Source organism: Erwinia sp. PME.40.26/001 (genome assembly GCF_055556675.1).
Window position 1 is genome coordinate 327,920 of sequence record NZ_JBVHNP010000001.1, and the last position, 14,082, is coordinate 342,001.

At 54.5% G+C, this 14,082-nt stretch carries 16 protein-coding genes and 1 other annotated feature; of the genes, 14 read left to right on the plus strand and 2 right to left on the minus strand.

The features are described 5' to 3' along the window. The first annotated feature begins 51 nt into the window (after positions 1-51). Entirely contained in the window at positions 52-591 is a 540-nt protein-coding gene (locus ACZ3HG_RS01835) for a YniB family protein (RefSeq protein WP_191932163.1), read from the plus strand. Positions 592-626: 35 nt separating this feature from the next. Here the strand turns inward: ACZ3HG_RS01835 and ACZ3HG_RS01840 are convergent, their stop codons facing one another. Then, the gene (locus tag ACZ3HG_RS01840) at positions 627-1,520 is read right to left on the minus strand and encodes a fructosamine kinase family protein (RefSeq protein WP_465331591.1); all 894 of its coding nucleotides are present in this window, start codon (positions 1,518-1,520) and stop codon (positions 627-629) included. A 98-nt stretch (positions 1,521-1,618) separates the two neighbouring features. Continuing rightward, positions 1,619-1,909 (minus strand): type V toxin-antitoxin system endoribonuclease antitoxin GhoS, encoded by a 291-nt coding sequence (gene ghoS / locus ACZ3HG_RS01845; protein WP_191932165.1) that lies wholly within the window; start codon positions 1,907-1,909, stop codon positions 1,619-1,621. 442 nt (positions 1,910-2,351) lie between these two features. Here ghoS and ACZ3HG_RS01850 point away from each other — a divergent pair, with 442 nt between their 5' ends. The 13 genes from ACZ3HG_RS01850 to ACZ3HG_RS01910 all read left to right on the plus strand — a co-directional run bounded on the left by ACZ3HG_RS01850 (position 2,352) and on the right by ACZ3HG_RS01910 (position 13,980). Next, positions 2,352-3,107: a DUF481 domain-containing protein gene (locus ACZ3HG_RS01850; protein WP_191932166.1), complete on the plus strand. Its 756-nt coding sequence runs from the start codon at positions 2,352-2,354 to the stop codon at positions 3,105-3,107. Positions 3,108-3,828: 721 nt separating this feature from the next. Further along, the gene (gene thrS / locus ACZ3HG_RS01855; protein WP_191932168.1) at positions 3,829-5,757 is read left to right on the plus strand and encodes a threonine--tRNA ligase; all 1,929 of its coding nucleotides are present in this window, start codon (positions 3,829-3,831) and stop codon (positions 5,755-5,757) included. A gap of 3 nt (positions 5,758-5,760) precedes the next feature. Then, positions 5,761-6,312: a translation initiation factor IF-3 gene (gene infC, locus ACZ3HG_RS01860; RefSeq protein ID WP_072277407.1), complete on the plus strand. Its 552-nt coding sequence runs from the start codon at positions 5,761-5,763 to the stop codon at positions 6,310-6,312. A gap of 92 nt (positions 6,313-6,404) precedes the next feature. Next, on the plus strand, positions 6,405-6,602 hold the full coding sequence (gene rpmI / locus ACZ3HG_RS01865; protein WP_005968897.1) for a 50S ribosomal protein L35: 198 nt from the start codon (positions 6,405-6,407) through the stop codon (positions 6,600-6,602). Between the two features lie 41 nt (positions 6,603-6,643). Beyond that, positions 6,644-7,000 (plus strand): 50S ribosomal protein L20, encoded by a 357-nt coding sequence (gene rplT, locus ACZ3HG_RS01870; RefSeq protein WP_062743499.1) that lies wholly within the window; start codon positions 6,644-6,646, stop codon positions 6,998-7,000. A gap of 110 nt (positions 7,001-7,110) precedes the next feature. After that, positions 7,111-7,234, plus strand: a sequence feature (Phe leader region). After that, positions 7,115-7,159: a pheST operon leader peptide PheM gene (gene pheM, locus ACZ3HG_RS01875; RefSeq protein ID WP_133845469.1), complete on the plus strand. Its 45-nt coding sequence runs from the start codon at positions 7,115-7,117 to the stop codon at positions 7,157-7,159. Its footprint overlaps the feature before it by 45 nt. Positions 7,235-7,318: 84 nt before the next feature. Continuing rightward, complete coding sequence (pheS, locus tag ACZ3HG_RS01880; RefSeq protein WP_191932169.1) at positions 7,319-8,302, plus strand: phenylalanine--tRNA ligase subunit alpha; 984 nt, start codon at positions 7,319-7,321, stop codon at positions 8,300-8,302. Between the two features lie 15 nt (positions 8,303-8,317). Continuing rightward, on the plus strand, positions 8,318-10,705 hold the full coding sequence (pheT, locus tag ACZ3HG_RS01885) for a phenylalanine--tRNA ligase subunit beta (RefSeq protein WP_465331599.1): 2,388 nt from the start codon (positions 8,318-8,320) through the stop codon (positions 10,703-10,705). A 4-nt stretch (positions 10,706-10,709) separates the two neighbouring features. After that, positions 10,710-11,009: an integration host factor subunit alpha gene (gene ihfA, locus ACZ3HG_RS01890; protein ID WP_017802142.1), complete on the plus strand. Its 300-nt coding sequence runs from the start codon at positions 10,710-10,712 to the stop codon at positions 11,007-11,009. A 133-nt stretch (positions 11,010-11,142) separates the two neighbouring features. Next, positions 11,143-12,126, plus strand: a complete 984-nt coding sequence (gene btuC / locus ACZ3HG_RS01895; RefSeq protein ID WP_342354638.1) for a vitamin B12 ABC transporter permease BtuC — start codon at positions 11,143-11,145, stop codon at positions 12,124-12,126. A gap of 45 nt (positions 12,127-12,171) precedes the next feature. Further along, entirely contained in the window at positions 12,172-12,714 is a 543-nt protein-coding gene (locus ACZ3HG_RS01900) for a glutathione peroxidase (RefSeq protein WP_191935974.1), read from the plus strand. 3 nt (positions 12,715-12,717) lie between these two features. Then, on the plus strand, positions 12,718-13,449 hold the full coding sequence (gene btuD / locus ACZ3HG_RS01905) for a vitamin B12 ABC transporter ATP-binding protein BtuD (RefSeq protein ID WP_191932173.1): 732 nt from the start codon (positions 12,718-12,720) through the stop codon (positions 13,447-13,449). Positions 13,450-13,521: 72 nt separating this feature from the next. Continuing rightward, on the plus strand, positions 13,522-13,980 hold the full coding sequence (locus ACZ3HG_RS01910; protein WP_191932174.1) for an NlpC/P60 family protein: 459 nt from the start codon (positions 13,522-13,524) through the stop codon (positions 13,978-13,980). The last annotated feature ends 102 nt before the right edge of the window (positions 13,981-14,082 follow it).

Below are 14,082 nucleotides of genomic sequence, written 5' to 3' on the forward strand. Positions count from 1 at the left end.
ACGTCACTGCAGGTAAACTGACAGGCAGACATCGGAAGGACAGGAGAACGCATGACGTATCAACAGGCTGGCAGGGTTGCGATTATAAAACGTATCCTGGGCTGGGTTATATTTATTCCCGCGCTGGTATCAACGCTGATTTCACTGCTTGGCTTTATGGAAAAGAGCCGTGAACAGCGTGAAGGCATCAATGCGGTGATGCAGGATTTTGCCCATGTAATGATTGACATGGTGCGCTTCAATACCGGTTTTCTCTCCGGTTTCTGGACGCATTCGCCCGTTCCGGACTTTAATCACAGCACCAATCTCCTTTTCTGGGCGATCTATGCGCTGATTTTCGTTGGGCTTGCTCTGCAGGCTTCCGGCGCACGGATGTGGCGTCAGACGCGTTTTCTGCGTGAAAGTATTGAAGACCAGATGATCCTGGAGAAAGCGCGCGGAACAGAAGGGCACAGCCGTGAGCAGCTGGAAGCGAAGATCGTGGTGCCGCGGCACACTATTTTCCTGCAGATTTTCCCGCTGTACATCCTGCCGGTGCTGATCGTTGTCGCCGGGTATTTTGTGCTTAAGCTGGCCGGGTTTATTTACTAGGCTCCCGGCCTCGCTATGCCGCGTGTGACCCGGCGCTAAGCCGGGCGCGCGTGGCGTTTCCCCAGCGCATCATCATCCAGCAATACCCCCACCGCCCGCTGGGCCTCACCCAGCCAGTGCCCGCCAAAAACGTTTGCCCGGTTCAGCAGGTAATAAAGCTGATAGACCGGCTGCCGCTGCAGAAAATCACCGGGCAGCGGCCAGACCGACTGATAGCCGTCGTAAACCTGCACCGGAATGTCCGGATGCCAGGAGAGCATAGCCAGATCGCACTCGCGGTCACCCCAGTAACAGGCGGGATCGAATATCCACGGGCCGCTGTCGCTTCCGGCACAGTTGGCTGGCCAGAGGTCGCCGTGCAGCAGAGAGGGTTCAGGATGATGTGACTCCAGCTTCTTCTGTGTACAGTGCACAATCAGCTCGATGTCGCCATACTGAATCCCTTTTTCCGCAGCCAGCTGCAGCTGCCAGCCTATTCGCTGCTCTGAAAAGAAGACTGACCAGCGCTTAAGCCAGCTGTTCGGCTGCAGGGAGGTGGTGATATTGTTGTCGAAGTCGAGCCCGAACTGCGGCTGCTCACTCCACTGATGCAGGTGCGCCAGCTGTTGCCCCAGTAGAAAGGCACCGTGGGCATCCAGCGGCCTGAGCGGAATATACTCCAGCAACAAAAAGCTGCTTTCACGATCACTGCCCACGCCATAGACGGCCGGCACGCGCACGGTCTGGCTGCGTGCCAGCAGCTGTAGCTGGTCTGCTTCCCAGGTAAACAGGTCCAGCATGTCACGCTGATTGCATTTGACGAAGACCTCGTGCTCTCCGTAGCGCAAATACCAGGCAGGGTGTACATCGCCACCGGGCAGCTCGGTTCGCCCGGTGATCTCTGCAGGTCCCCACTGTTCACTCAACAGACGACTGATGGCTGACCACATAGGACACTCCTCTTTTCGCTGTGATTTCACTATGGTAGCGCTTAAAGAATAACCAATATTTGCGTTTGCGCACGTTAAGCCTTCGTCTTTACAAAAACTTAGCCACTATTTTTGCGAAAACTTTCCCAGGACTGCACCTCAACCTCGGGCGCTTCGCCCAGGATCAGCTCGCCAATCCCTGCCGCCTGCTGGCGGATCTCTTCTTCTGACAGCGTGGTAATCATGCCGAAGCTGTTCGTGCCCAGCTCATGCGGCTGACCGTTATCGTCCTTCAGCGTGGTGGAAAACCCACCGTTGACCAGGGCGCTACTCAGCTCCAGCAGGTCGGATAACCCTTTCTCATTATAATGAAACGTCACCACATACTGGCCAATCCCATGATTGCTCATCCTTCACCTCTTGATTAAAAACAGCGTTAAAAAACATTTTTTTAGCGTAGCTCATCCCTGCCCGGGAAGCAGTGAAATCAGAATATCGCAGTACGAAAAGCCCGATTAACGCATTTGTGCGCGTCGCTGCGTCAGCGTGGGAAAGGCGAGAGGGAGGGGCGGGTGAAATTTACATTTGGTCACATTGCTGACGTTTTTTGGCCACAAAACGGTGGGGGTTAACGTTAATTGTTATTTTCAGGCAGGTGTTTTCTTACCAAATACCCTCTATAATGCGCCGCGTTAATGGGAATCTTCTTATTAGCGGTCTCTTTTTGTCATGATGCTTTGGAAAAAGAGCGAATTAACAAATTGTTACGATTATAACCGTAAAATGCGTTGATCGTCCTTCAAAACGCTTCAGACTCACTCTTTTAAAAACTGTCGTACGGGTCACATTTAAATGAAAGCGCTTAATAAGCTGTCTGTAGTTCTGTTGCTCTCCGGGGGAGCATTCTGTCATCAAGCCCTGGCGGATAATAACGTCTTCACGGTTATGGATGACCCTTCCACGGCGAAAAAAGATTTTGAAGGTAACGCCGCCGCCGGTTATATGGCGCAGTCGGGCAACACCACCAGTTCGTCAGCGACCGCCAATACCAACCTGACCTGGTATACGCCCAGCTTCGCCTACAGCCTGTGGGGTAACGCCAGCAACGCCTCTTCAAATGATGAGCGCTCATCAGAGACCTATCAGGTCGGTGGCCGTACACGTTACAACATCAACACCGCTGATTATCTGTTCGGTCAGGCAAGCTGGCTGAGTGACCGCTTTAACGGTTATGACGGCCGTTCTATTCTCGCTGCCGGTTACGGTCGCCAGCTGCTGAATGGCCCGGTGCACTCGCTGCGTGTGGAAGCCGGTCCTGGCGTGCGCTATGACGACTACCATGAAGGCGGTCATGAAACGCAGGCGCTGGCCTACGGCGCCCTGAGCTATCAGTGGCAGTTAACCGACACCACCAAATTCGTTCAGGGTGTTTCCGTACTGGGTAGCGACGATACCACCGTCAACTCCGAAACGGGCCTGCAGGTGGCTATCAACGATCACTTTGCGCTGAAGATGGCTTACAACGTGACGTGGAACCAGAATCCACCGGAATCGGCACCGGATCATACCGATACCAAAACGACGATCACGCTCTCCTACGCGATGTAATCTTTTGCACGGGCCGCACCCTGCGGCTCGTGTTCTTTTGCCTCCTCAGCGACCGTTCCCCCCTGACCCCTGACCCCTGACCCCTGACCCCTTACCCCTGACCCCTGACCCCTGACCCCTGACATCCCGTGCCGTTTGCACGCGAAGCGCGAACCGATCCCGGGCCCCTAACAGGGTGATAAAACCCTTCGGGCTCCGTTAGGCTTAAGGCGCCGGGGCGGACTAGACTCTGTTTTGAATGTCAGTCATACAGGAGGATTTATGTCAGACCGTCCCGTAGAGGGTGATCACCCGGACTATGTACCCCACCCTGGCGATGGAAAGCCTGAACACCCGCCGCAGAAAAAAAGCAAGGACGATCCCGCTTCTGCTCCCGAGTCCGGGGATAAGCCTGACTCACTATAACCGCCTGCGGGCGGTTTTTTTTGCCACACGGCAAGCGTTCTTCAGCCCGAGCGGCAAGGGGGAAGGTGAGCTCCCTGGTCCTCCCGCAGCACGTGGTATAACCCTGCTATCCGTGCAATTTCGACTCATGGCGTGTAAGATGGTTCTCCTTCGTAAGTGACTGGTAAAACAAACACTTTCGATAATGTGTACCAGGCAGTGCACCAAACTGGCAAATGTGAGTCGGTTTCAAGTGCAAAGTGCTTGTTGTATAAAGAAAAATTTAAATTTGCATGTAATCTTACGTGTGGGTTACCACTGCAATTAAGGACGTTTCATGCCTGTTATTACTCTTCCTGATGGAAGTCAGCGTTCGTTCGACCACGCCGTTAGCGTGATGGATATTGCTCTGGACATCGGTCCTGGTCTGGCGAAAGCCTGTATTGCCGGCCGTGTCAATGGCGAACTGGTGGATGCGGTTGATCCGATCACCGAAGACGCCAGCGTAGCAATCATCACCGCTAAAGACGAAGCGGGTCTGGAAATTATTCGTCACTCCTGCGCCCACCTGTTAGGGCATGCGATCAAGCAACTGTGGCCAGATACCAAAATGGCTATCGGTCCTGTTATCGATAACGGTTTTTACTACGACGTCGATCTTGACCGCACACTGACCCAGGAAGACATTGAGCTGCTGGAAAAGCGTATGCACCAGTTAGCTGAGACGAATTACGACGTTATCAAGAAGAAAGTCAGCTGGCAGGAAGCGCGTGACGCCTTTGCTGCGCGGGGTGAGACCTACAAAACCACCATCCTTGATGAAAATATCAGCCATGATGACCGTCCTGGCCTGTACCATCATGAAGAATACGTGGACATGTGCCGTGGCCCGCACGTGCCTAACATGCGCTTTTGCCACCACTTCAAGCTGCAGAAAATTTCTGGCGCTTACTGGCGTGGCGACAGCAACAATAAAATGTTGCAGCGTATTTACGGTACGGCCTGGGGCGATAAAAAACAGCTGGCTGCCTACCTGCAGCGTCTGGAAGAGGCGGCGAAGCGCGACCACCGTAAAATCGGTAAGCAGCTTGACCTCTATCATATGCAGGAAGAAGCGCCGGGCATGGTCTTCTGGCATAACGATGGCTGGACTATCTTCCGTGAGTTGGAAGTGTTTGTTCGCACCAAGCTGAAAGAGTATGAGTACCAGGAAGTGAAAGGTCCGTTTATGATGGACCGCGTGCTGTGGGAAAAAACCGGGCACTGGGAAAACTACAAAGAGGCGATGTTTACCACCTCTTCTGAAAACCGTGAATACTGCATTAAGCCAATGAACTGTCCCGGCCACGTGCAAATTTTCAATCAGGGTCTAAAATCTTACCGCGACCTGCCGTTACGTATGGCAGAGTTTGGTAGCTGCCACCGTAATGAGCCGTCAGGTGCCTTACACGGTCTGATGCGCGTGCGTGGTTTTACCCAGGATGATGCCCACATCTTCTGTACAGAAGACCAGGTCCGCGATGAGGTCAATGGCTGTATTAAGATGGTGTACGATATGTACAGCACCTTTGGCTTTGAAAAAATCGTGGTGAAACTTTCTACCCGTCCTGAAAAACGTATCGGTAGTGATGACCTGTGGGACCGTTCAGAGGCTGACCTGGCCGCTGCACTGAAAGAAAACAATATCCCGTTTGATTATCAGCCGGGTGAGGGCGCGTTCTACGGCCCTAAAATTGAATTTACGCTGCATGACTGCCTCGATCGTGCATGGCAGTGTGGTACCGTTCAGCTCGACTTCTCACTGCCGAGCCGTCTGAGTGCCTCCTATGTGGGCGAAAGTAATGAACGCCAGGTGCCAGTGATGATTCACCGTGCAATCCTGGGGTCCATGGAGCGCTTTATCGGGATTTTAACCGAAGAATATGCCGGTTTCTTCCCGACCTGGTTAGCGCCAGTACAAGTTGTGGTGATGAATATCACCGATGGTCAGTCCGAATATGTTGCAGAATTGACCCGAAAACTGCAAAATGCGGGCATTCGTGCAAAAGCGGACTTGAGAAACGAGAAGATTGGCTTTAAAATCCGTGAACATACTTTACGTCGTGTCCCGTATATGTTGGTCTGTGGTGATAAAGAGGTGGAAGCTGGCAAAGTGGCCGTTCGCACCCGCCGCGGTAAAGACCTGGGCAGCATGGATGTAAACGAAGTGATCGCGAAACTGCAGGGTGAAATCCGCAGTCGCAATCTTCATCAATTGGAGGAATAAAGTATTAAAGGCGGAAAACGAGTTCAACCGGCGCGTCCTAATCGCATAAATAGAGAAATTCGCGCTACTGAGGTTCGTCTGACTGGCGTCGATGGCGAACAGATTGGTATTGTCAGTCTGAATGAAGCTTTGGAAAAAGCTGAAGAAGCGGGCGTTGATCTGGTAGAGATCAGCCCCAACGCCGAGCCGCCCGTTTGTCGTATAATGGATTACGGCAAGTTCCTTTACGAAAAAAGCAAATCTTCTAAAGAACAGAAGAAGAAGCAAAAGATCATCCAGGTTAAGGAAATTAAGTTCCGTCCTGGTACCGATGATGGCGACTATCAGGTAAAACTACGCAACCTGATTCGCTTTCTGGAAGATGGCGATAAAGCCAAGATCACACTGCGTTTTCGTGGTCGTGAAATGGCGCACCAGCAGATCGGTATGGAAGTGCTTAACCGCGTCCGTAAAGACCTGTGTGAAGATATTGATCTGGCAGTGGTCGAATCATTCCCTACAAGGATTGAAGGCCGTCAGATGATTATGGTGCTCGCTCCCAAGAAGAAACAGTAGGCCCTAAAGTCTTCTTGCCGCGCGTTTCGGCGCGCGGTGAGATGCGCCTGTCTGGTTCATTTTATTAACAATGCGAAGTGGATATTTTTTAAATGCCAAAGATTAAAACTGTACGTGGCGCGGCCAAGCGCTTCAAGAAGACCGCCGGTGGCGGCTTCAAGCGTAAACACGCTAACCTGCGTCATATTCTGACTAAAAAATCTACTAAGCGTAAACGCCACCTGCGTCCTAAAGGTATGGTGTCTAAAGGCGATCTGGGTCTGGTTATTGCCTGCCTGCCGTACGCATAAGTAATTTTTTAATTCATTCAGAATATACATAGGAGAGCTAAATGGCTCGTGTAAAACGTGGTGTAGTTGCTCGCGCACGTCACAAGAAAATCTTAAAACAAGCTAAAGGCTACTACGGTGCACGTTCACGTGTATACCGTGTTGCTTTCCAGGCTGTTATCAAAGCTGGTCAGTATGCTTACCGTGACCGTCGTCAGCGGAAGCGCCAGTTCCGTCAGCTGTGGATTGCGCGTATCAACGCTGCAGCCCGCACTAACGGTATGTCTTACAGCCGTTTCATCAATGGCCTTAAAAAGGCGTCGATCGAAATCGACCGTAAGATTCTGGCTGACATCGCCGTATTCGACAAAGCAGTATTTGCTGCTCTGGTAGAAAAAGCGAAATCAGCTCTGGCGTAAGCCAGATTGAAGAGGGAGCTGGTCTCCCTCTTTTTTATTACCTGAAAAGATTGACATTTTTACCCTACGGCCTTTCAATAGAGCGCACCGAAACTGCATTAAGGTCAGCTAATCATGAACACTGCTATTTTCCGTTTCTTTTTTTACTTTAGCGCCTGATTATCGGGGGCTTTAGCGCAAAGAAAAGAAACGAAAAATCGCGCTGAAAGCCTCCCTCGTGGAGGCTTTTTTCGTTTCAGCACTTTCAAAATAACGACCGGGCGGCTATTCGTCCTGAAAAAAACAGACCAGCCTGTGTGGCTGGAAGAAGAGGAAAGCATGTCACATCTCGCAGACCTGGTGGCGAGCGCGAAAGCCGCCATCAATGATGCTCAGGATGTCGCCGCGTTAGATAACGTTCGCGTCGAATACCTGGGTAAAAAAGGGCATCTTACGCTCCAGATGACCTCCTTGCGTGAACTGCCTGCGGAAGAGCGTCCGGCAGCGGGTGCGGTGATCAATGAGGCCAAACAGCAGGTGCAGGAAGCGCTGAACGCGCAGAAGCATGCGCTGGAGTCTGCGGTGATGAACGCGCGCCTGGCTCAGGAAACGATTGATGTTTCACTGCCGGGCCGTCGTATCGAAAATGGCGGTCTGCACCCGGTGACCCGCACAATCGACCGTATCGAAACCTTCTTCGGTGAGCTCGGTTTCTCTGTAGAAACCGGCCCGGAAATCGAAGATGACTATCATAACTTTGATGCCCTGAATATCCCCGGCCATCACCCGGCCCGCGCCGATCACGATACCTTCTGGTTTGATGCCACCCGCCTGCTGCGTACCCAGACCTCTGGCGTGCAGATCCGCACGATGAAAGAGCAACAGCCGCCGATCCGCATTATTGCGCCAGGCCGCGTGTATCGTAATGACTACGATCAGACGCACACCCCCATGTTCCACCAGATGGAAGGGCTGATCGTCGATAAAAACATCAGCTTTACCAATCTGAAGGGCACGCTGCACGACTTCCTCAACAACTTCTTTGAGGAGGACTTGCAGGTGCGTTTCCGTCCGTCCTACTTCCCGTTCACCGAACCTTCTGCAGAAGTGGATGTGATGGGTAAAAACGGTAAATGGCTGGAAGTGCTCGGCTGCGGCATGGTGCACCCGAACGTGCTGCGCAACGTCGGCATTGACCCGGAAGTCTACTCCGGCTTCGCCTTTGGCATGGGAATGGAGCGCCTGACCATGCTGCGTTACGGCGTGACCGACCTGCGTGCCTTCTTCGAAAATGATTTACGTTTCCTCAAACAGTTTAAATAAGGGCGGGTAAAACCAATGAAATTCAGTGAACTCTGGTTACGTGAATGGGTCAACCCGGCCATTGACAGTGCAGCCCTGTCCAATCAAATCACCATGGCCGGTCTGGAAGTGGACGGTGTGCAGGCGGTGGCCGGTGCTTTTCACGGCGTCGTCGTCGGTGAAGTGGTGGAGTGCGGCCAGCATCCGAATGCCGATAAACTGCGCGTGACCAAAATCAACGTCGGTGGCGATCGCCTGCTGGATATCGTCTGCGGGGCACCGAACTGCCGTCAGGGGCTGAAAGTGGCTGTCGCCACTGTGGGTGCGGTGTTGCCAGGCGACTTCAAAATCAAAGCGGCAAAACTGCGCGGTGAGCCATCGGAGGGGATGCTCTGTTCATTCTCGGAACTGGGTATTTCCGACGACCACAACGGCATTATTGAACTGCCGCTGGAAGCCGCCATCGGTAGTGATATCCGAGACTATCTCAAGCTGGATGACAGCACCATTGAGATTAGCGTGACGCCAAACCGCGCCGACTGTCTGGGTATTATCGGCGTGGCCCGTGACGTTGCCGTGCTGAACAAGTTGCCGCTGACCGCACCAGAAATCACCCCTGTTACCCCAACCGTGCCGGACAGTTTCCCGATCAGTGTCGACGCCAGCGACGCCTGCCCACGTTATCTGGGACGCGTGGTCAAAGGTATTAATGTCAAAGCGGCTACGCCGCTGTGGATGAAAGAGAAACTGCGTCGTTGCGGGATCCGCTCAATTGATCCGGTTGTTGATGTCACCAACTATGTTCTACTGGAGCTGGGCCAGCCGATGCATGCCTTTGACCTCGACCGTCTGGAAGGGGGCATCGTGGTGCGTATGGCAGAAGAGGGCGAAACCCTTACGCTGCTGGACGGGAACGAAGCCAGGCTGAACAGCGATACGCTGGTCATTGCCGATCAGAAAAAAGCGCTGGCCATGGGCGGTATCTTCGGCGGTGAGCACTCCGGCGTCAACGAAGAGACTCAGAACGTGCTGTTCGAATGTGCTTTTTTCAGCCCGCTGTCGATTACCGGCCGTGCCCGCCGTCATGGTCTGCATACCGATGCGTCACACCGCTACGAGCGTGGCGTTGACCCGGCATTGCAGCACAAGGCGATGGAGCGGGCGACACGTCTACTGCTGGATATCTGCGGCGGCGAAGCCGGTCCGGTGATTGATGTTACCGATGAGGCGATGCTGCCTGTACGTGCCACTATCACCCTGCGTCGTGAAAAGCTGGACCGTCTGATCGGCCACGTTATTGCGGATGCTGAGGTGAGCGACATTCTGCGTCGTCTGGGCTGTGACGTGACGGAAGGTCAGGGCGAATGGCAGGCGGTCGCACCGTCGTGGCGTTTTGATATCGCTATTGAAGAAGACCTGGTGGAAGAAGTGGCCCGCGTCTACGGTTACGATAACATTCCCAATGTGCCGGTTCAGGCCGGTCTGGTGATGACGAAGCATCGTGAAGCCAGCCTGTCTCTGAAGCGCGTTAAAGCGTTGCTGGTCGACAAAGGGTATCAGGAAGCCATCACTTACAGCTTCGTTGACCCGAAAATTCAGGCCCTGCTGCACCCGGGAGAAGAAAATCTGGTCTTACCCAGCCCGATCTCCGTTGAGATGTCCGCAATGCGTCTGTCGCTGTGGAGCGGCCTGCTGGGCGCGGTGGTGTACAACCAGAACCGCCAGCAGTCGCGCGTACGCCTGTTCGAAAGCGGTTTGCGCTTTGTGCCTGATACACAGGCAAACCTCGGGATCCGTCAGGACGTTATGCTGGCGGGCGTGATCAGCGGCCATCGTCATGAAGAGCACTGGGATCTGGCGCGCAGTCCGGTAGACTTCTATGATTTGAAAGGTGATTTAGAGTCACTGCTGGAGTTAACCGGTAAGCTCGATGACATTCAGTTTGTCGCAGAGTCCCATCCTGCACTCCATCCAGGGCAGAGCGCGGCGATTTATTTACGCGGTGAACATATCGGATTTATGGGCGTGGTCCATCCGGAACTTGAGCGTAAACTGGATCTTAACGGCCGCACCGTGGTGTTTGAACTGCTGTGGGACAAGGTTGCAGACCGCGTCCTGCCTGATGCCGGTGGCATTTCACGCTTCCCGGCAAACCGTCGTGATATCGCCGTAGTAGTTGCCGAAAACGTGCCAGCAGCAGATATTATCACCGAGTGTAAGAAAGTTGGCGTAAATCAGGTAGTTGGCGTAAACTTGTTTGACGTGTACCGTGGTAAGGGCGTAAATGATGGTTTTAAGAGCCTCGCTATCAGCCTGATATTGCAAGATACCAGCCGGACACTCGAAGAAGAGGAGATTGCCGCTACCGTTGCGAAATGCGTAGAGGCACTGAAAGAGCGATTCCAAGCATCCTTGAGGGATTGAACCTATGGCGCTTACAAAAGCTGAAATGTCTGAATACCTGTTTGAGAAGCTTGGTCTTAGCAAACGGGATGCCAAAGAGCTGGTTGAACTGTTTTTTGAAGAAGTGCGTCGTGCTTTAGAAAACGGTGAGCAGGTTAAACTGTCAGGATTTGGCAACTTCGACCTTCGCGACAAGAATCAACGTCCGGGACGTAACCCTAAAACGGGTGAAGATATTCCCATCACGGCTCGCCGGGTTGTGACGTTTCGACCAGGCCAGAAACTGAAAAGCCGGGTTGAGAACGCTTCACCGAAAGAAGACTGATTTCAGCCATTCAAAAAGGCCGCGCAAGCGGCCTTTTTCCTTTCCGCCTGTGACCGCGCTGTGCTGTCACTGCCTCTTCCTTTTTGCCGATTAACCTCTACAATTAACTCTCTGTTTTCTTTAAAAAACGTCAATTATGACACTGCTTTCGCTGGAGATCGCTGCCGCCCGCCGTCGCTCACGCCGCTGGCTGAGTGGATTAGGGATATTGTGCCTGCTGCTGCTGTCGCTGAGCCTCTGTTCAGGCGACCGCTGGATATCGCCTGGCGAATGGTTAACCCCCGATGCCCGGCTGTTTGTCTGGCAACTTCGTTTTCCCCGCACGCTGGCCGTGTTGCTGGTCGGGGCCTCGCTTGCCGTGACCGGTGCTGCCCTGCAGGCGCTGTTCAGTAATCCGCTGGCGGAGCCTGGCCTGCTGGGGGTGTCCGGCGGAGCGGGCGTGGGCCTGGTGCTGTGTATTTTTGCCGGCAGCAGCCAGCCGTGGCTGATGAGCCTCAGCGCCATTATCGGGGCGCTGCTGGTGACGGCGGTTCTGCTGCGTTTCGCCCGCAGGCACCTCTCCAGCAGCCGCCTGCTGTTGGCGGGCGTGGCACTGGGCATTATCTGCAGTGCAGTGATGACCTGGGCGGTCTACTTCAGCAGCAGTCTGGATCTGCGGCAGCTGATGTACTGGATGATGGGCGGGTTTAGCGGGGTCGACTGGCGCTACGGCTGGCTGATGCTGGCGCTGATCCCGGCGCTGATCTGGCTGTCCTGCCAGTCTCATGCCCTTAATCTTCTGGCGCTGGGGGAAGTTTCTGCACAACAGCTCGGTCTGCCGCTGGTGCTTTGGCGAACTCTGCTGGTGCTGGCGACCGGCTGGCTGGTCGGCGTCAGCGTGGCGCTCGCCGGGGCAATCGGCTTTATCGGCCTGGTGATCCCGCATATTCTGCGGCTCAATGGGCTGACCGACCATCGTATTCTGTTGCCAGCCGCCGCGCTGGCCGGTGCCGGGGTGCTGCTGGCTGCTGATATTATTTCCCGGGTGGCGCTGACCGCTGCTGAACTGCCGGTGGGAGTGGTAACGGCGACGCTGGGCGCGCCGGTGTTTATCTGGCTATTATTGAGCCACCGCTGACAGCCAGACGGCTGTTATCTTCTAACGTTAAAACAGGAAGACACAATGAGCATTTTTGATACAGAACTGGTGACGCTGGACGGCGAAAAAACAACTCTCGCACAGTGGCAGGGCGATGTTTTGCTGGTGGTTAACGTCGCTTCAAAATGTGGCCTCACGCCGCAGTATGAAGAGCTGGAAAAACTGCACAACGCGCTGCATGGTCAGGGGCTGACGGTGCTGGGTTTCCCGTGCAATGCTTTTCTTGAGCAGGAGCCAGGGACAGACGCTGAGATTAAGGCCTTCTGCAGCACCACGTACGGCATTACCTTCCCGATGTTCAGCAAGACTGAGGTGAACGGCCCGCAGCGGCATCCGCTCTATGCGCAGCTGGTGGCTGCCCGGCCAGAAGCCGTAGCACCGGAAGGCAGCGGTTTCCTTGAGCGAATGATCAGTAAAGGACGTGCGCCCAGGCAGACCGGAGATATTTTGTGGAACTTTGAAAAGTTTCTCGTTGGTCGTGACGGTACGGTGTTAGCGCGTTACTCGCCGGATACCACGCCGCAGGATCCCCAGTTGCTGGCGAGCATTCATCAGGCGCTGGCATAATTCATGCTGCTGGAACTCACGGGCGTTGCGCTGGCGGAGCGCCTGTTTCCCTTCAGTGCGCAGGTGGCTTGCGGACAGAAAATTCATCTGGTGGGGCCGAACGGCGCAGGGAAAAGCTCGCTACTGGCGCGGATCGCCGGTCTGCTGAACGGGGCGGGGCAGGTGCGGCTTGCCGGCCGGTCGCTGGGTGACTGGTCAGGGCAGGCACTGGCCCGCCAGCGAGCCTATCTTTCGCAGCAGCAGCCACCCCCGGGGCAGATGCCGGTCTGGCATTATTTAAAGATGCACGCCCGGCCGGGGCACGAGGCCACGCTGCTGTCACTGGCCGCCGCGCTGCAGATTGACAATAAACTCTCCCGGTCGGTCACGCAGCTTTCCGGTGGCGAGTGGCAGCGCGTGCGCCTGACGGCGGTGTTATTGCAGATCAGCCAACCGGAAGGCAAGCTACTGCTGCTTGATGAGCCGATGACCGGGCTGGATATTGCCCAGCAGGCGGCTTTTGACCGTCTTCTGCCGTCTCTGACAGCGGGCGGCGTCAGCATCATTATGAGCAGCCACGACCTGAATCACTCCCTGCACTCTGCCGACAGCATCTGGCTGCTGCGTCAGGGGCAGCCTGCTCTGCAGGGCAGCCCGCAGGAGGTGCTGACACCTGAGCACCTTAGCGCGCTGTATCAGGTCCCATTTCGCCGGGTGGAAGCCGCAGGGCAGGCTATGCTGACAACCTGGCGGTGAGCGGATCGCCCCGGGCGCGGACAGTTGCTATTATCGTACAGTTACCAATTGTTTTTTACTGAGGGAGTCGTTATGCGTTTCTGGCTGGTGCTTATAGTCATTCTTCTGGCGGGTTGTAGCAGTCGCGCGCCTGCGCCGGACGGGCGGCTCTCAGACTCCATCACGGTGATTGCCCAGCTGAACGACCAGCTTGGCCAGTGGCGGGGGGCTCCCTATCGCTATGGCGGTATGAGTCGCGGTGGCGTCGACTGCTCCGGTTTTGTTTATCTCACCTTCCGCGATCGTTTTAATATGCAGTTACCCCGCACGACGACAGCCCAGACCGACATTGGCACCAAGATCGACAAATCCCAGCTGTTACCCGGGGATCTGGTTTTTTTCAAAACGGGCAGCGGGGAAAATGGCCTGCACGTCGGCATTTACGATACGGATAACCAGTTTATCCATGCTTCTACCAGTCAGGGGGTTACACGATCGTCCCTGGATAATGTCTACTGGCGAAAAGTTTTCTGGCAGGCCCGGCGTATTTAACCACCAACAATAACTTTCTCCACCGGCGTTAATAGGCAGCAGCCTGGATTGAATATGCGAAAGGAATTTAAAATACATCTTTTCGCATAATTCCTCTCAGTA

Bases quoted from the DNA above. Each gene is read 5' to 3' on its own strand.
- ACZ3HG_RS01835 (WP_191932163.1), top strand. From the start codon at position 52: ATGACGTATCAACAGGCTGGCAGGGTTGCGATTATAAAACGTATCCTG.
- ACZ3HG_RS01840 (WP_465331591.1), bottom strand. From the start codon at position 1,520: ATGTGGTCAGCCATCAGTCGTCTGTTGAGTGAACAGTGGGGACCTGCA.
- ghoS (WP_191932165.1), bottom strand. From the start codon at position 1,909: ATGAGCAATCATGGGATTGGCCAGTATGTGGTGACGTTTCATTATAAT.
- ACZ3HG_RS01850 (WP_191932166.1), top strand. From the start codon at position 2,352: ATGAAAGCGCTTAATAAGCTGTCTGTAGTTCTGTTGCTCTCCGGGGGA.
- thrS (WP_191932168.1), top strand. From the start codon at position 3,829: ATGCCTGTTATTACTCTTCCTGATGGAAGTCAGCGTTCGTTCGACCAC.
- rpmI (WP_005968897.1), top strand. From the start codon at position 6,405: ATGCCAAAGATTAAAACTGTACGTGGCGCGGCCAAGCGCTTCAAGAAG.
- rplT (WP_062743499.1), top strand. From the start codon at position 6,644: ATGGCTCGTGTAAAACGTGGTGTAGTTGCTCGCGCACGTCACAAGAAA.
- pheS (WP_191932169.1), top strand. From the start codon at position 7,319: ATGTCACATCTCGCAGACCTGGTGGCGAGCGCGAAAGCCGCCATCAAT.
- pheT (WP_465331599.1), top strand. From the start codon at position 8,318: ATGAAATTCAGTGAACTCTGGTTACGTGAATGGGTCAACCCGGCCATT.
- ihfA (WP_017802142.1), top strand. From the start codon at position 10,710: ATGGCGCTTACAAAAGCTGAAATGTCTGAATACCTGTTTGAGAAGCTT.
- ACZ3HG_RS01900 (WP_191935974.1), top strand. From the start codon at position 12,172: ATGAGCATTTTTGATACAGAACTGGTGACGCTGGACGGCGAAAAAACA.
- btuD (WP_191932173.1), top strand. From the start codon at position 12,718: ATGCTGCTGGAACTCACGGGCGTTGCGCTGGCGGAGCGCCTGTTTCCC.
- ACZ3HG_RS01910 (WP_191932174.1), top strand. From the start codon at position 13,522: ATGCGTTTCTGGCTGGTGCTTATAGTCATTCTTCTGGCGGGTTGTAGC.